Consider the following 16,661-nt stretch of genomic DNA (forward strand, 5'->3'; position numbering starts at 1 on the left):
ATGTCCCGTCCCATTCTGGCCCAGCTGGATTTGCAGGCGCTGAAGGATAACCTGCAAATTGTTCGTCGTGCTGCGCCGGGTTCTCGTGTCTGGTCGGTGGTGAAAGCCAACGCCTACGGTCATGGTATCGACCGTATCTGGAGTGCGCTCGGCGCCACCGACGGTTTTGCCTTACTGAATCTGGAAGAGGCCATCCTGCTGCGTGAGCGCGGCTGGAAAGGACCGATCCTGCTGCTGGAAGGATTCTTCCATGCGCAAGATCTGCCTCTGCTGGATAAGTACCGCCTGACGACCAGCGTTCACAGTAACTGGCAGATCAAGGCCATTCAGGACGCGAAGCTGCATGCCCCGCTGGATATCTATCTCAAAGTGAACAGCGGTATGAATCGTCTGGGCTTCCAGCCTGAACGCGTGCACACGGTCTGGCAGCAGCTTCGTGCGCTGAAAAACGTCGGTGAGATGACGCTGATGGCGCATTTTGCCGATGCGGAAAAGCCGGACGGCATTGCCGATGCCATGGTCCGCATTGAGCAGGCGGCAGAAGGGCTGGACTGTCCGCGCTCGCTGTCGAACTCAGCGGCAACGCTCTGGCATCCCGAGGCGCATTACAACTGGGTGCGCCCGGGGATCGTGCTGTACGGCGCGTCACCCTCAGGTCAGTGGCAGGATATCGCCAACAGCGGCCTGAAGCCGGTGATGACGTTACGAAGCGAAATTATCGGCGTGCAAACCCTGAAAGCGGGCGATACGGTGGGCTATGGCAGCCGCTATCGGGCAGCGGGCGAACAGCGTATCGGTATCGTGGCGGGGGGCTATGCAGATGGTTATCCGCGCATCGCCCCGAGCGGCACGCCGGTGTGGGTCGATGGCGTGCGTACGGGCACGGTAGGCACCGTCTCAATGGACATGTTGGCTATTGATTTGACGCCATGTCCTCAGGCGGGGATCGGCTCACCGGTTGAGCTGTGGGGCAACGAGGTTAAAATTGATGATGTGGCCGCTGCGGCGGGCACTGTCGGGTATGAACTGATGTGCGCGCTGGCGTCAAGAGTGCCTGTTGTGACGGTGTAACATGTGTGTGTGCCGGGTGGCGGCTTCGCCTTACCCGGCCTACAAAAGCCCGAACGTAGGCCGGGTAAGCGTTAGCGCTACCCGGCAAAAAAGCAGCTACTCCGCCTCCTCCTCCATCGGCCTTACGCCGACTTTGCGCACCGCGTTATCCTCTTTCTCGGCCACCGTCCAGACCATCCCGGCAAACTCCACCTGGTCACCGACGACCGGTGCAGCCCCTAATAATTGCTGAATAATCTCGCCCAGTGTTTGCTGGTTATCGCGATTCTCCATTCCTCCCTCCAGCCCATAAATCAGCGCCACATCCGCAAAGCGGGCGCTGGCTTCGAGGATAAAATCGCCGAAGAAACGCTGATCCAGCGCCACCGGGGGCGACTGGCTGAACAGCTTGCCAAGGGCAGGCAGGTCGCGCTCGCGGCCAATCACGCAGAGGATATCGTTCTCTCGCAGCCGCGTGCTGCCGGTCGGGTGAAGCAGGGCGTTATCCCGGAACAGGGCGGCAATGCGCGTTTCAGCGGGCATATGCAGATCGCGTAGCGAAGCACCCACGCACCACTTATCGGCGCTTAGCTGATAGACAAACTGTTCCCACGGGTTGTCTGGATGAATATCCAGCCCCACGCGGGAGACCGGCCAGCCAACGGGCGGTACCACCACTTTGGCTTTTTTCGCCGCCCAGCCCAGCGACGTCCCCTGGAACAGCAGCGATACCAGCACCACGAAGAAGGCGACGTTGAAGAACAGACGAGCGTTGTCCAGCCCGGCCATCATCGGGAAAACCGCCAGGATAATCGGCACCGCGCCGCGCAGCCCCACCCAACTGATAAATATCCGCTCACGCAGGTTAAACCCGCGGAACGGCAGCAGCCCGGCAAACACCGACAGCGGACGGGCGATGAAGATCATCCAGGCCGACAAAAGCAGCGCTGGCACGACGATAGGCAGCAGGTCGGAAGGCGTCACCAGCAGGCCCAGCACCAGGAACATGGCGATCTGTGCCAGCCAGGCCAGCCCGTCAAAGTTTTGCAGTATCGCATAACGGTTACGAATCGGTCGGTTGCCCAGCAGGAATCCACAGAGGTAAACCGCCAGAATACCGCTGCCGTCCAGCGCGGTGGTGACGGCAAAGATCAGGATCCCGCCGCTCAGGGCCAGCAGCGGGTAAAGGCCGGAAGGCAGCGTAATACGGTTGATTGTCTGCTGTAACAGGTAACCGCCGCCGAGACCAATGATAATCCCGAGGCCAAACTGCTGGAGGATGTGCCAGGCGAACATCCAGCTCAGGCCAGTTTCGTGCTGCTGGATCATCTCAATCAGGGTGATGGTCAGGAACACCGCCATCGGATCGTTGCTGCCGGATTCAATCTCAAGCGTGGAGCCAACGCGCTCGTTCAGCCCCTTGCCGCCGAGCAGCGAGAACACCGCCGCCGCATCGGTAGAGCCGACAATCGCGCCAATAAGCAGGCCTTCCATCATATCGAGGTTAAACAGCCAGGCTGCCATCATACCGGTCAGGCCGGAGGTGATTAGCACGCCGACGGTAGCCAGAGACAGCGCCGGACCTAAGGCAACGCGAAACGAACTTGCCTGGGTGCGCATGCCGCCGTCCAGCAAGATCACCGCCAGCGCGAGGTTACTTACCATATAGGCGAAAGGGTAATTATCGAAGGGGATACCGCCGATTCCGTCAACCCCCGCCAGCATGCCGATAGCCAGGAAAATGACAAGAATAGGTATGCCAAGGCGCGATGAAAATGAACTTAATAAAATGCTGAAGGTTACCAGGATGGAACCCAGAATGAAAAGACTGATTATCGCTGTGGCACTCAATGTCGTCTTACTCCCACCTCAATGTGAACGCTGTTATTAAAACCCTAACATATTAACAACTGTATCTGCGTTTTATTGAGGGGGAATAACGGCTTTTTTATGCCTTTAAGACCGGATGACCGCTGATTGTTAACCGACTGCCTGAATTACCGTGTGCAAGGTGCGCCTGGGCACCCAGTGGCAAGGTAACGGTTTGCTGCTCATGGCCGAAATTCAGACCGGCGATCACCGGAATATCCAGCCGGGAACGAATGAAATCGACCATCGTCTCCAGCGTGTAGCCCGCGTCGTAATCGTTGGGGGCTGACCCGCTGAAACTGCCCAGCACAATGGCCGACTGCCGATCCAGGATCCCGGCGTGATAAAGCTGTAACAGCATGCGTTCGACGCGGAACGGGTGTTCGTTGATATCTTCCAGCACCAGAATGCCGTCCTCGATCTGCGGCAGCCACGGTGTCCCAATCAGCGATACCAGCATCGCGAGGTTTCCGCCCCACAGCTGCCCTTCACATTCCCAGTGCGGTCCGTTGCCTTGCCACGCGACGGTAAACGTCGGGTTTTGCAGGGCGCGCCAGAAATGGTCCTGCGTAAACGCATCCAGCTCCGGCGCACCAAAGTTGCCGGCCAGCATCGGGCCGCTAAAGGTAATGACGTTATGCAACGCCAGCAGGCCGAGCTGGATCGCCGTGAAATCGCTGTGTCCGCAGATTAACAGCGGATCCTGCTGCTGGCGTGCGGCCAGCCCGGCCCAGTCGATGCTCTCCAGCAGTCGGCTTGCGCCATAGCCGCCGCGCACGGCCAGCACAATAGTGTTTTCACCTTCCAGCGTCGCCAGGCTGTTGATATCGCTCAGTCTCTGCGCCTCCGTACCGGCAAAACGCTGCATGCGGCGGGGGATAATTGTCTGATTTTCTACCTGATGGCCCATTTCCAGCAGGCGCTGAACGCCCCGCTGTGCCGCCTCCTGGTTGATGCAGTAGCCCGACGGTGCGATGAGATGAAACTGAGGCATGGCAATTCCTTGCTGAATGAGAATCTAATTGTCTATATCATGCCGCTTATACGCCGCCTGCTTCAAGGGGCGACGTACCGCGATGACCGGCTATAAGGATAGATGACGTGAAATTGAGATGGTTTGCTTTTTTGATTGTGTTGCTCGCTGGCTGTAGTTCAAAACATGATTATAAAAATCCCCCCTGGAATCCTGAAGTCCCGGTAAAGCGGGCCATGCAGTGGATGCCGATCAGCGAACAAGCCGGGAAGGCCTGGGGCGTGAGCCCGCGCCTGATCACCGCGATCATCGCCGTGGAGTCCGGCGGTAACCCGACGCTGGTGAGTAAATCGAATGCGGTGGGGCTGATGCAGTTAAAAGCCTCTACGGCGGGAAGAGAGGTCTATCGCTACATGGGCTGGAAGGGACAGCCATCCACCAGCGAGCTGAAAAACCCGGAACGTAATATCTCTATGGGAACCGCTTACCTGAGCATTCTGGAGCATGGCATTCTGAAGGGGATTGACGATCCGGAAGTGATGCAATATGCGCTGGTGGTGTCGTACGTTAACGGAGCTGGCGCGCTGCTCCGAACCTTCTCATCCGATCGCAAAGAGGCGATAGAAGAGATTAACGATATGGATAAAGATGAATTCTTCGAACACGTTGTGAAGAATCATCCATCAGCACAGGCTCCACGTTATATCTGGAAAGTACAGAAAGCAATGGACGCCATGTAACGTCTTTGTCGGGCGGCAGCACGCTGCCCGACGCCTTTCAGCGCACTTTATTCGCGCGTTCCCGCGCTTCACGCTCCAGTGAAAAAATGATGCGCTGTAGTTCGCGCTCGGCGCCTGGCCCGACATTCAGAAAGCGAAAACTCAGTCGCGGCGTGGTAATGGTTTCGTTTTTGCCGTCCACCACCTTGCGCTCGCTGATGGCAATCAGCTGGGCGTCAAACCAGAAGCGTCCCCATCCGCCCATATCCAGCTCGATCTGACTAAAACGCATACCTTCCACCAGCCCTTCCGGCTTCGGCATATCCATCAACGCTCCCATGCCGCCCAGCGACAGGTCAAAGAGACGAAAGCGGATCTCTTTTTTGTCCGGCATTTTTGCCTTACAGAAGTAGGCCGGGTGAAGCGGGGCGCTGATGCGAAAATACTCGCGGCGCTGCACGAACCAGAGATTAGCGGGCAGGGGGGTGATAAACGCAGGCAAACCCTGGTACACGATCGTGGTCAGGCGAGGCAGTATAAACTCGACTTTAGCCCCCTGCGTTTCGGCCATCACCGAGAGGTTTTCTGCCTGTAGCGCGGCACGGTTTTCATCGCTCTGGCTACCCAGATCCACGATCAGGTGTTCTGCCGTCACGTCCAGGATCTTGCTGATAAACTGGCTGGTTGACCAGTTGATGCGCAGCGGCACCTCGCCCTTTTTCAGGTCGCGTAACACCCCTAATACAGCCAGCGGATTTTGTTTCAGGAACTGCTCACTGTAGCTACTCACGCCAGATGGCTCCTCGATAGATGACAGACTGTCTCTGGGTTATCGGCACGCTGGCATGAAACTTAATACAAACGATCTGTTTTTCTCCGCTGATATTGATTCGGTAATAAAAATGATAATAATTGTCGTTCCCAATATCATCTAATAATAAGACGACACTATGAGCACCTCACGTTTTGCGTTATGCGCGTTGGCAGGCGCCGTTACGCTGGCATTGCAGACACAGGCTTTCGCAGAAGAACCCACCATCGTGGTAACCGGTACAGAGCAGGGCAGCGCGCTCCCTGCCTGGACCAATAGCGCCACGAAATCAGCCGTCGCGGAAAGTAAAACGCCGCAGGTGATCAACACCATCGCCGCTAAAGAGATTGAGCAGCGGCACGCCAGTTCGGTAAACGAGATCCTGCGCTATGCGCCGGGCGTTTCCACGGAGGTGCGCGGGAGCACCTCTTACATGAGCGAGTACAAAATCCGCGGGTTCAACGTTGATCAGGAGTTCTACAACGGCCTGCAACTTCCCTATAACGTCACCGGGAACACCAAAGCGCGAATCGATCCGCTGCTGATTGAGAGCGTCGATATCCTGAAGGGGCCGTCATCCGTGCTGTATGGCGGCGGCTCCCCGGGCGGGCTGGTCAATATTCAGAGTAAAAAGCCGCAGAAAGAGGCGAAAACGGAACTGGGCTTTAATACCGGAAACCGCAATCTGAAAGAGGGGTACCTGGATTCCACGGGGCAGATCGCGAACAGCGACTGGAACTATCGTCTGCTGGGCAAAGCGACGGAAAGTGACGAACAGGCGCACACCACGCGGTATGAAAACTATCTGGTGGCCCCCTCCGTGACCTGGCAGCCGGATGACAAAACGCGCCTGACCATTGACGCGCTGGCGCAAAATACGCCGAGCCTGACGCCGTCTGATCCGATGCCGCTAAGCTATCTGCGGTCTAAATACGCCGATCGTCGTGACTATGCCGGGGATGAGTGGAGCGGCTTCAAACAGCGCCAGTGGATGATGGGCTACAGCTTTGAGCATGAGTTTGACAGTGGCTGGGGCTTTAACCAGAAAGCGCGCTACTTTGACGTGGATACCCACCAGCGCAGCGCCTATTCCACCGGGACGGGCAGCGAGGTCTACCAGCTTAACCGCTTCGCCTATACCACGGATGAAGATTTGCAGAGCTTCAACATTGATAACCAGGTTACCCGAACCGTCGCGCTGGGGGACTGGCAACATCATCTGCTGGCGGGCTTTGACTACCAGAAGCTGAACTCTCACTTCCATTATCGTTACGCCTCGTCCACACCGGGTATCGATATGCGCAATCCGGATCACTCGCAGATCGATAACGATGCGCTGGGGCTTGAAACAGCGCAGAAAAACCGTCTCGGCTATCAGCAGAATGGCTATTACCTTCAGGATCAGATTGCGTTTGGCGGGCTTAACGTGCTGGCCAGCCTGCGCTTTGACGACTACCGTTCCGTCACCACCAACTATCTGCAAAACGGTGACAAAGCCTGGGTATCGCAAGATCGCCTCACCAAACGACTGGGGGCGCTTTATGCCTTCGAAAATGGTCTCTCGCCGTTTATCAGCTATTCGGAAGGCTTCGCACCGGTATCGCCGCAGGGTACGCTGACCGCGAAAGACGTTAAGCCCACCACCAGTAAGCAGGTGGAGGGTGGGGTGAAATATCTGCTGGCGGAATATGCAACTACCTTCACCGCCTCGGTGTTTAACATTCGTCAGAAAAATGTGGTGACCAGCGATCCGGGCTTCCTCAACTACCGCCAGACCGGGGAAGTGGAATCGAAAGGCGCGGAGCTTTCCGCTATTAGTCGTCCAACGGATAACCTGACGCTGATTGCTAATTATGCCTACACCCACGCCATCAATACCGAAGATGACAAGTACCAGGGCAAACGACCGACGCAGGTCCCTGAGAACGCCTTTAATCTGTGGGGAGATTACACCTTTGACAGCACGCCGCTGAGAGGGTTAACGCTGGGGGCTGGTGCACGCTACACCGGGCCGATGGAGATCTCGCCAGCCAATGATGCAGGCAAGCTGGGCGGTACGACGCAGTACGATCTGGCGGCATCTTACCGCATGGGCGAACTGGCGCCATCGCTGGAGGGGCTGACGCTGAAAGCGAGCGCGCAGAACGTCACCAACAAAGAGACGCTCACCTGCTATGACGCGACCAACTGCTGGATAGGCCGCGACCGCACCTTCCAGGTCGGGGCGAGCTACAGCTTCTGAAAAAAGCCCGGTGGCGCTACCGCACTGAACAGTCCCCTCGCCCCTCCGGGGAGAGGGTTAGGGTGAGGGGAACATACGGCGGTGGTGGTCATTCCGTTCACTTTATGTTCCTTGCTACTCTGTAACGACATGACCGGTGAACGTGCCAGGGTGGCTCAGTCGCCACCACCCTGGCGACCCGGGCTCCCGGCGGAAAATCGCCGCTTCGCGGTGCCCTCGGCTTATTCCTTCCGGCTTATCGGGTACGGGCGGAGGCAACGTCCCTGTAAAGCCGCCCTCTCGGCGCATCCCTGCGCCTCGCCCCGGCCTTCAGGAAACGCCTCAGCGATTTACAGCCGGACCAGGTCATCGCTGAAAGCTCTCAGTTATTCTGAAGGCAGCGTTATTGCTTCTGCTTTGAAATCACTGGGGAACCCTCGCCCCTTTGGGGAGAGGGTTAGGGTGAGGGGCGCTACTGCGCCGCCTGTTTAGCAGGTGCAACATCATCGTTTGCCGCAGACTGATTCTCCGGTACGCTGTCGCACGGCTTCTCTTTCGGGCAGACCATGTCCAGCATCCTGAGCGTCACACCGTTACTCCAGCCGAAACCGTCCTGCAACGGATACTCACCGCCGCCACCGCCGGTACCGGTCGAAGAGACATCGTACTTCTCAACCAGTTTCTTCTCGCGATCGTAAGTATGCTGAACGTTTTTCAGGAAACGCCAGGTCACGTCCATCGCCACTTTCTGCTGACCATAGTTCTGCAACCCTTCCACCGCTACCCACTGCAACGGCGCCCAGCCGTTCGGCGCATCCCACTGCTGCCCGCTGTTGATGGTGGTGGTAGAAATACCGCCCGGTTTCAGCAGGCGCGACGATGCGGCTGCGGCCACTTTATTGGCGCGATCCTGTGATGCGGCCTTCACATACAGCGGGAAGAGGGCCGCGGCAGTCAGCTGATTACGCACCTTCCTGGTTTTCAGATCGTAATCCGCATACCAGCCCTCTTTATCGTTCCACAGGTGGCTCTCCATGGCTTTCTGACGTGCGGAGGCCAGCGCGTCATATTTACTTGCGCTTGCGGTATCCCCGTCTTCCTGGCTGGCACGGGCCAGCAGTTTTTCCATCTTAAACATCAGCGCATTCAGATCCACCGGCACGATGCTGGTGGTGCGGATGGTACCCAGCTTCTGGGGATCGTCCATCCAGCGGGAGCTGAAATCCCAGCCCGAGGCCGCGGCAGAGCGCAGATCACGGTAAATCTCGGTGGCCGGACGGTTAGGGTTATTTTTGGCGGTGGTCACGTCATCCAGCCACGACTCAGGGCGTGGCGTGTCCAGATCGTCCCAGTAGCGGTTGAGGAGGGAGCCGTCATCCAGCTTCACTACGCGTTTGTTTGCCTGACCAGGCTGGAGCCCATCAGCCCCCTCCATCCAGTAGGCATACTCCTTCTCCATCTGCGGACGGTATTTCTTCAACGCGTCGCTGTCATGCGTGGCCAACAGTTCCACCATCAAAGAAAAGAACGGCGGCTGAGAGCGGCTCAGGTAGTAACTGCGGTTACCGTTAGGGATATGGCCCCAGGTATCAAGCTCGTATGCGAAGTTGTCCACCATGTCGCCGATCTTATCCCAGTGGCCGCTCTCGGCCAGCCCCAGCATGGTGAAATAGCTGTCCCAGTAATAGACTTCGCGGAAGCGTCCTCCCGGCACGACATAGGGTTTTGGCAAAGGCAGGAGGGAGTCCCATTTGTTCGCTTTGTCGGTGGTGCGGGTCAGCACAGGCCACAGATCGTCTATGTGTTCGCGCAGGCTCTGGCCCTCAGGGGGAACATATTTCTCACCCTCCTTCGGCAGGATAAAGTTCATCTCCACGAAGTGACGCAGGTCAAAACCGGACTGGGTATGCTGCATCCGGTAATCCGCCAGGATCATCCGCGGGTCGCTTTTGGGAACGGCATCCGCGAAAGTTTTCTGATCCGGGAACAGTTTGGCGCTCTGAACGTCATTAAAGAGGGGGCCAAGAAGAATATCAGGTGAGCTTTGCTGGCTCGTTGGCTGGTCTTCAGCATAACCAAATGCGGTAACACCGAGTAGTGCGCCTGCCAACGCAAGGGGTAAAAAAGCGGGGCGTCGTGCGCGAGGTCTTATCATCGGTTCGTCTCCTGTCTTCACTGAGCAGCGTGACCGCTGTTGTCAATTACCTGAAAACATTAGACGAATATCGATAACTTCGCGTGTTGAATGTCCCATTTTTCGCATAACCAGAAAATTCGGGTGCGCTTTCACTACACCAGGGTTGAATTACTTAATTTTTAACCACACCACGGAAAAGCCGGGTAAGCTTCATGCCACCCGGCTTAAGCCCTACAACCCTTTTTTATCCATCAGCACCGCCAAATCCACCAGACGGTTTGAGAAGCCCCACTCGTTGTCATACCACGACAGGATCTTCACCATATTCCCGCCAATCACCAGCGTTGAAAGCCCGTCGATAATGGATGAGCGCGGGTCGCCCTGATAATCACTGGAGACAAGCGGTTCATCGCTGTAGCCCAGGATGCCTTTCAGCGGCCCGCTACCGGCAGCCTGACGGAACGCGTCATTCACCTCTTCGGCGGTCACGTTGCGGCTCAGCGTCACCGTTAGATCGACAATCGACACCACTGGCACCGGCACGCGCAGGGAATACCCGGTGAGTTTACCGTCCAGTTCGGGGATTACTTTCCCGAGCGCTTTTGCCGCGCCGCTGGAATAAGGCACAATCGATAATGCTGCCGCACGCGCGCCGCGCAGATCTTTTTCTGGCTGGTCATGCAGCGCCTGGCTGTTGGTGTAGGCATGCGTGGTGTTCATCAGCCCGTGTTCAATGCCAAACTGCTGGTGCAGCACCTGCGCCGCTGGCGCCAGACCGTTAGTGGTGCAACTCCCGTTACTGACCACAAAATGCTGGGCCGGATCGTACAGCGTGTGGTTCACGCCCATTACCACCGTAAGATCATCATTTTTAGCCGGGGCGGAAATAATGACGCGTTTTGCGCCGCCGCTCGTGATATGCACCGCCGCTTTATCACGTTCGGTGAAGAAACCGGTGGCTTCGATTACCACCTCAACGTCAGCGTCTTTCCACGGAATGTTTGCCGGGTCGCGTTCACTGAATACGGTGATGCGTTGCCCGTCAACCTGTAGCGCGCCGTCCGCCGCTTCCACAGGTACCGGTAGCGTGCCAAGCAGAGAGTCATATTTCAGCAGATGGGCGAGGGTTTTACTGTCCGTCAGATCGTTAATGGCCACAATCTGGAGATCCGGATTGCCCAGCGCCGCGCGCAGGACATTACGTCCGATACGGCCGAAACCGTTAATACCGACCTTAACCATGATGCACTCCTTATCTGTGTTGTCTGGAGTTACTGTAGGTGTCAGGTCGGTTGGCGTAAATGACAAAAAAGGATCAGATTACGCCATTCTGCGGCAGTGGAAGCGCTGGCGATATTCGCCCGGCGTGAGATGAAGCTGCTTTTCAAAAACGCGGCGCAGGTTGATGCTGGTCCCAAACCCGCTTTTTTCGGCAATGACCTCAAGCGGATACGGGGTCTGCTCCAGAAGCTGTCGTGCGGCGGCCAGGCGCGCTTCGGTGACATAACGGGCCGGAGGTACACCGACGTCACGCGTGAACACGCGGGTGAAATTGCGCGGACTCATGGCGACCCGTTCGGCCAGCCTTTCGACGCACAAATCTGCGGTGAGGTTTTGCAGGATCCAGCTTTGCAGTTCGCTAACCGGTCCGGTCGCGCCGGACTGCTCCAGATTATAGCGGCTGAACTGTAGCTGGCCGCCAGGCCGACGCAGGTACATCACCATATCCTGCGCCACGTTGCGGGCGAGGGTGAAGCCGTAATCATCCTCTACCAGCGCCAGTGTCAGATCAAACCCGGAACTGACGCCGCCGGACGTCCAGACGGGACCATCCTGAACATAGAGCGGGCCGCCCTCAACGTTGACCGCAGGATAGCGGGTTTTCAACGTTTCCAGAAGCCGCCAGTGGGTCGTTGCCCGGCGCCCATCGAGCAGTCCGGCCTGTGCCAGCAGCAGGGCCCCGCCGCAGACAGAGGCGACGCGTCCCGCATGCGGCGCGGCCAGGTGCAGCCAGTCCACCACCGCAGTGCTTTCCTGCTCATTCATGCCACGGCCGGTGATGATAATCGTGTCCAGCGGCTCGCGCGGATCCAGCTCCGGCAGGCGATAGTCCGCCAGCAGATTTAAGCCGGACTGGCCATGGATCACCAGGTGAGGCTGGGAAGTGGCAATAATGATGCGGTAGCGGGGCTGCGCCAGACCGTCCGGGTGCAGACGGTTGGCCTGCATCAGAATGTCGGCTATACCGGCGGCTTCAAACAACATGCCACCATCAGGAACAATTATCAGGATCTTCTTCATGTCCTGAAAAGTACCTTTCTTACAATATAAGTCAAGTGGAGGACGTTGACAGTTACCGAGCACGGTTATGGTCAACCCCGATGTCGGCACCGGCACATATTTTGATACCTACTTAACCTGTTTTTACCGCTCGGCCTGTAAGCTATGGTGCGGGAAAGCAAAGAACTCATAACAAATTTTCATCATGTTTGTAATAAATCGTCGGAGTGGTGGAAAGCAAGCAATAGTGTAGTGACGGTAAAATGCCAAATGAAGTTCGCCTGTCGAAAGCAGCGTCTTTATTCATTACCTGGAAAGGGTGGGTTATATTTTGAGCAATGCTTTGGCGAGCAAGAGTGTAGTCAGGCTTAATTATTCATACGGCCCAGACGAAAGAAAATTATCTTAAGAAGGGGGGAGAGCATAAAGTTAATTTGCGGGGTGAAATTAATTTTTTCATCCTTACTGTGTTTTCTTAATTTGATGGGACATCGTCCTGAGTATTGACGATTTGCTATCGATACAACAAATAATTCGTGTGAGATATATTCATATGCAACTGAAAAATTCTCCGTTCTACTAATTATGGTAGTGGCAGAAATAGTGGTATTACGTTAATGATAATGGTTCTCTTTTGGTTTTTTTTGTCTTTAAATCAGTTAATTGCGCGATTTCTCTATTTTTCAGATTAATCTCAGAGTGAGGCGAATGCCTCATGAATCAGCAGTAGCGAAAAAGGAAATATTGAAAAGGCGATAAGCTCATGTAAACTTGTTTACCGTTTGTCAAAATATGTCAGGATTACGCTGGGCCTTATTCTCGAAGGCTCGTGCGGTAGCTATGCCCAAATAATAGTAACGCCCCGGAAAAACCTGACTATTTTTAACAATAGCACCTAAGTAAAATTTTATCCCCTCTCTTCATCCTCTAAATATCGCTACGGAAAAGCATATGAAACTGCGTGTATTGTTATCACTTCTGTTTGTTATGGCGGTGGCGGGCTGTAAGGCGCCGCAAAAACCAGCGATCACCGATGATACGATTGTGACCAGCCAGGTTAATGGCATCACGCTGACGCACCGTCACGCTGTTACCCCTCCGGCGGAGTTCACTCAGGTGAATGAACCGTATCGTGCTATGTACCCGGCATCCCTGATGAGCCGTCCTGACTACGGTGGAAAAGTGATCCGTACGCTTGAGACCGGAAAAACTTACGTCGTGCTGGGGCAGGTTGAACATTTCTGGATGGCGCTGGCCGATGAAGGGAGTGAACAGCTGATTGGTTACGTGCCGATGCGTGCCGTGATCAAGGCCGACCAGTACGAAGCCACCGTGCGTAAACAGGCACTGCGCCCTAAAGCGCGCAAGAAAACCACCTGTGTTGATGTCGATGGCAACAGCAAAGCCTGCAAAGACAGCGCGAACGGTACCTGGATCCTGAACTAAACGGGTTTCACGAGCATATTTTTATGAATAATAAAAATTTCCATCGGATGTGGTTCCCTTTTTTTGCGTTGATTCTCGCGCTGATCGGTGGTTGTACGTCGTCTTCACACAGCGACCCCTCCCGCTACAATCTTCAGTTTCAGGCTCATCCTCAAATCAATGATTCTGCACCGCTTAAGGTCAGAGTATTGCTGCTGAAATCCGATGCGGATTTCATGTCCAGCGACTTCTACTCCTTACAGAACAACGCGTCAGCCACGCTTGGCGCGAATCTGCTGAACAGCGATGTGTTCTTCCTGATGCCGGGCCAGCTTTCGAAAACCCTGAGCGGTCAAAGCTCACCGGAAGCGCGCTATATCGGCGTAATGGCGGAATACCAGGCACTGGACGGCAAAAAATGGCGCGTCTCACTTCCTTTGCCTGTTCCAGGCGAAAACGCGATTTACCAGTTCTGGAAATGGTCCGCAGATGAACTCCAGGCCAGCGTCTTCCTTGACGTAAATGGTATCCGGGTCATCAACCAGTAACGCCCTTCATTACAGGAAAGAGATCATCATGACGAAAGCAGAAAAGGTCGTCTGGACCGAGGGCATGTTCCTGCGTCCCCACCATTTTCAGCGGACAGAAAGTTACCTCCTCAACCACGTTCGTGAGTGGGGGGCCTTGCAGCGTTCGTATCTCTGGGGCTTTCTCGACCTTGAGCTGGATGAAGCGATGCTTCGCCAGGGCTGTATTGCCCTGAGCTACTGTAGCGGTTTGCTCCCTGACGGCACCTTTTTCCAGGTGCGCAGCGACCGCAACGGTCCGGCCCCGCTAAAAATCCCCGATAATCTTACCAATGAAAAGGTGGTGCTTGCGCTGCCGGTTCGTCGCGGTGGACGTGAAGAGGTGATTTTCAGCGAGGAGCACTCTTCTCTGGCGCGTTTTATTACGTTTGAACAAGAGGTAGAAGACGACAACGCCATGTCGGTCGGGGAAGCGACGGTTCAGTTTGGCCGCCTGCGTCTGACCCTGATGCTGGAGAAAGATCTGACGGCAGAATGGACCGCCATCGGCGTGGCGTGCGTCGCTGAAAAGCGCAACGACAACCACGTGCGGCTGGATAACAGCTACATCCCGCCAATGCTGAACGCCAATAACAGCCCGCAGCTGTACGGCATGATCAATGACCTGCACGGCTTGCTGGTGCAGCGTAGCCAGCAGATCGGCGGCCGCCTGCGCCAGCCGGGGCGTTTCAATACGTCCGAGATGGTTGAGTTCACGCTTCTTTCGCTGATCAATCGCCACCTTGGCGACATCTCACATTTAAAAACGCTGCCGCTGCTTCACCCTGAAGCGCTCTGGCGAAGCTGGCTGCCGTTTGCCACGGAACTCGCCACCTGGACGCCGCAGCGTACCGCAGAGAGCGTACTGCCGGTATACGACCATGACGATCTCGCCCTTTGCTTCGGCAAACTGATGCTGATGCTGCGTCAGGGGCTGTCGCTGGTCATGGAAGATCATGCCATCCAGCTGCCGCTGCACGAACGCTCTCACGGTCTTAACATCGCCACCGTGCCGGAGACCAGCATGGTCCGCGAATTTGGCTTCGTGCTGGCGGTAAAAGCCAATGTCCCCGGCGAACACCTGCAAACCCATTTCCCTGCCCAGATGAAGGTTGCGCCAGTCTCGAAAATTCGCGATCTGGTTCAGCTCCAGCTGCCGGGCATCATGCTTCGGGCAATGCCCGTCGCGCCGCCGCAGATCCCGTGGCATGCAGGCTACAGCTATTTCGAGCTCGAGAGGGGCAGCGAACTGTGGCACGAGATGGACAAGTCTGGGGCATTCGCGCTGCATCTCGCAGGGGAATTCCCGGGTCTCGATATGGAGTTCTGGGCCATCCGTAGCCCGACAGAATAATAAAGCGAGCGCTTAATATGCAGGAACGACAGGATACCGGCAGTGATGCCCTGTTTACCGGAGCCAGTGGGAACAATCAGCTGGTGGCGGCCGCCAATCCGCTGCTCAATGCGATTCCGCAAATCCGTCATTCGGTTTCCCACGACGATCAGGTCGGGCTGCGCCAGCGCCTGATTGACGAAATTCGCCGTTTCGAGGTGCGATGCCAGCAGGCGGGCTTACCGTATGAAGTGATTGTCGGCGCGCGCTACTGCCTCTGCACGGCGCTGGACGAAGCCGCCGCTCTGACCCCTTGGGGAAGCAGCGGCGTCTGGTCAAGCAATGGTCTGCTGGTGACGTTTCATAACGAAACCTGGGGCGGCGAGAAGTTTTTCCAGCTGCTGGCACGTCTGTCTCAGAATCCGCGCGAACACATTCTGCTGCTGGAGATGATCAACTACTGTTTGCTGCTCGGCTTTGAAGGCCGCTACCGCGTGCTGGACAATGGCCGGACCCAGCTTGAAACCATCAAACAGCGCCTGTGGCAGATGATCCGTGGCGTGCGAGGCAGCTACCCGCCGCCGCTCTCGCCGCACCCGGAAGATCGCCCCGTTCTGCGCAAGCTCTGGCGGCCGATGATTCCACTCTGGGCGTGCGTGGCGCTGGTCGGCTTTATCGCCTGCCTGTTCTATATCGTGCTGAACTGGCGTCTGGGTGATAACACCAGCCCGGTGCTGGCGAAAATTTACCAGTCCCAACTGCCGGAAACGACGATCCAGCAACCTGCACGTCAGCTACCGGCGGTACTGAACCTGCGCGGCTTCCTGAAACCGGAAATTGATGCCGGTCTGGTGGCCGTTAAGGATGAGGCGGATCGCAGCGTGGTGATCCTGAAAGGGGACGGACTCTTTGCCTCGGCCTCAACGGTGGTGCGCGATCGCTATGAGCCGGTCATCGACCGCATCGCCCAGGCGATGAATAACGTCAGCGGCAAAATTCTGGTGGTGGGGTACAGCGACAACGTGCCGATCCGCAGCGCACGCTTCGCCTCCAACTATGAACTCTCGCTTGAGCGCGCCCGTTCGGTGCAAAAACAGCTCCAGGGTAGCCTCTCGCAGCCTGAGCGCGTCAAAGCCGAAGGGCGGGGCGAGATCAACCCGGTAGCGCCTAACACGACGCCTGAAAATCGCGCCCGTAACCGCCGCGTGGAGATTACGCTGCTGGTATCGCCTGACAATACCCAGGCCGAGCTGAACGGATTGCCGCAAGGAAACTAA

The 16,661-nt window shown here is 56.4% G+C and carries 12 protein-coding genes and 1 pseudogene; 7 read left to right on the forward strand and 6 right to left on the reverse strand.

The genetic code is table 11. The features are described 5' to 3' along the window. Positions 1-1,071 carry a catabolic alanine racemase DadX gene (gene dadX / locus SK51_RS13765; protein ID WP_022648427.1) on the forward strand — a complete coding sequence of 357 codons (1,071 nt, stop codon included), beginning with the start codon at positions 1-3 and terminating at the stop codon, positions 1,069-1,071. Between the two features lie 162 nt (positions 1,072-1,233). Here the strand turns inward: dadX and SK51_RS13770 are convergent. Beyond that, positions 1,234-2,901 (reverse strand): annotated as a pseudogene (locus SK51_RS13770) (potassium/proton antiporter); the annotation flags it as partial. 97 nt (positions 2,902-2,998) lie between these two features. Further along, a complete protein-coding gene (gene ldcA / locus SK51_RS13775; protein WP_023306464.1) occupies positions 2,999-3,913 on the reverse strand; it encodes a muramoyltetrapeptide carboxypeptidase in 915 nt (304 codons plus the stop codon). A 107-nt stretch (positions 3,914-4,020) separates the two neighbouring features. Here ldcA and emtA point away from each other — a divergent pair, with 107 nt between their 5' ends. Beyond that, a complete protein-coding gene (emtA, locus tag SK51_RS13780; RefSeq protein WP_022648424.1) occupies positions 4,021-4,632 on the forward strand; it encodes a membrane-bound lytic murein transglycosylase EmtA in 612 nt (203 codons plus the stop codon). A 37-nt stretch (positions 4,633-4,669) separates the two neighbouring features. Here the strand turns inward: emtA and ycgR are convergent, their stop codons facing one another. Continuing rightward, positions 4,670-5,401: a flagellar brake protein YcgR gene (gene ycgR / locus SK51_RS13785; protein ID WP_022648423.1), complete on the reverse strand. Its 732-nt coding sequence runs from the start codon at positions 5,399-5,401 to the stop codon at positions 4,670-4,672. Between the two features lie 160 nt (positions 5,402-5,561). On the opposite strand from ycgR, the gene SK51_RS13790 reads away from it, so the two are divergent. Beyond that, positions 5,562-7,664: a TonB-dependent siderophore receptor gene (locus tag SK51_RS13790; RefSeq protein ID WP_023306463.1), complete on the forward strand. Its 2,103-nt coding sequence runs from the start codon at positions 5,562-5,564 to the stop codon at positions 7,662-7,664. A gap of 451 nt (positions 7,665-8,115) precedes the next feature. Here the strand turns inward: SK51_RS13790 and SK51_RS13795 are convergent, their stop codons facing one another. From SK51_RS13795 to SK51_RS13805, 3 genes are all read right to left on the reverse strand, one after another. Next, positions 8,116-9,798: an alpha,alpha-trehalase gene (locus SK51_RS13795; protein WP_023306462.1), complete on the reverse strand. Its 1,683-nt coding sequence runs from the start codon at positions 9,796-9,798 to the stop codon at positions 8,116-8,118. A 213-nt stretch (positions 9,799-10,011) separates the two neighbouring features. Next, positions 10,012-11,022, reverse strand: a complete 1,011-nt coding sequence (gene gap / locus SK51_RS13800) for a type I glyceraldehyde-3-phosphate dehydrogenase (protein WP_023306461.1) — start codon at positions 11,020-11,022, stop codon at positions 10,012-10,014. A 78-nt stretch (positions 11,023-11,100) separates the two neighbouring features. Beyond that, positions 11,101-12,081: a GlxA family transcriptional regulator gene (locus SK51_RS13805; protein WP_048206771.1), complete on the reverse strand. Its 981-nt coding sequence runs from the start codon at positions 12,079-12,081 to the stop codon at positions 11,101-11,103. A 930-nt stretch (positions 12,082-13,011) separates the two neighbouring features. Here SK51_RS13805 and SK51_RS13810 point away from each other — a divergent pair. Genes SK51_RS13810 through SK51_RS13825 form a run of 4 tightly spaced genes read left to right on the forward strand, consistent with a single transcriptional unit; the run spans position 13,012 to position 16,661 of the window. Next, positions 13,012-13,506 carry a hypothetical protein gene (locus tag SK51_RS13810; protein WP_006810964.1) on the forward strand — a complete coding sequence of 165 codons (495 nt, stop codon included), beginning with the start codon at positions 13,012-13,014 and terminating at the stop codon, positions 13,504-13,506. A 23-nt stretch (positions 13,507-13,529) separates the two neighbouring features. Then, positions 13,530-14,033, forward strand: coding sequence for a type VI secretion system lipoprotein TssJ (tssJ, locus tag SK51_RS13815; protein ID WP_023306460.1), 504 nt, complete (start codon positions 13,530-13,532; stop codon positions 14,031-14,033). 28 nt (positions 14,034-14,061) lie between these two features. Further along, on the forward strand, positions 14,062-15,405 hold the full coding sequence (gene tssK, locus SK51_RS13820) for a type VI secretion system baseplate subunit TssK (protein WP_022648417.1): 1,344 nt from the start codon (positions 14,062-14,064) through the stop codon (positions 15,403-15,405). Positions 15,406-15,422: 17 nt separating this feature from the next. Next, complete coding sequence (locus tag SK51_RS13825) at positions 15,423-16,661, forward strand: DotU family type VI secretion system protein (protein ID WP_023300334.1); 1,239 nt, start codon at positions 15,423-15,425, stop codon at positions 16,659-16,661.

The sequence above is a fragment of the Enterobacter sp. MGH85 genome (assembly GCF_001037655.1).
In the GTDB taxonomy this organism is placed as follows: Bacteria; Pseudomonadota; Gammaproteobacteria; order Enterobacterales; family Enterobacteriaceae; genus Enterobacter; species Enterobacter intestinihominis.

What these genes read in the sequence shown, in the direction of transcription:
- SK51_RS13805 (WP_048206771.1), bottom strand. Translation starts at nt 12,081, where the DNA reads ATGAAGAAGATCCTGATAATTGTTCCTGATGGTGGCATGTTGTTTGAA.
- SK51_RS13790 (WP_023306463.1), top strand. Translation starts at nt 5,562, where the DNA reads ATGAGCACCTCACGTTTTGCGTTATGCGCGTTGGCAGGCGCCGTTACG.
- tssJ (WP_023306460.1), top strand. Translation starts at nt 13,530, where the DNA reads ATGAATAATAAAAATTTCCATCGGATGTGGTTCCCTTTTTTTGCGTTG.
- gap (WP_023306461.1), bottom strand. Translation starts at nt 11,022, where the DNA reads ATGGTTAAGGTCGGTATTAACGGTTTCGGCCGTATCGGACGTAATGTC.
- ldcA (WP_023306464.1), bottom strand. Translation starts at nt 3,913, where the DNA reads ATGCCTCAGTTTCATCTCATCGCACCGTCGGGCTACTGCATCAACCAG.
- dadX (WP_022648427.1), top strand. Translation starts at nt 1, where the DNA reads ATGTCCCGTCCCATTCTGGCCCAGCTGGATTTGCAGGCGCTGAAGGAT.
- SK51_RS13795 (WP_023306462.1), bottom strand. Translation starts at nt 9,798, where the DNA reads ATGATAAGACCTCGCGCACGACGCCCCGCTTTTTTACCCCTTGCGTTG.
- SK51_RS13825 (WP_023300334.1), top strand. Translation starts at nt 15,423, where the DNA reads ATGCAGGAACGACAGGATACCGGCAGTGATGCCCTGTTTACCGGAGCC.
- tssK (WP_022648417.1), top strand. Translation starts at nt 14,062, where the DNA reads ATGACGAAAGCAGAAAAGGTCGTCTGGACCGAGGGCATGTTCCTGCGT.
- SK51_RS13810 (WP_006810964.1), top strand. Translation starts at nt 13,012, where the DNA reads ATGAAACTGCGTGTATTGTTATCACTTCTGTTTGTTATGGCGGTGGCG.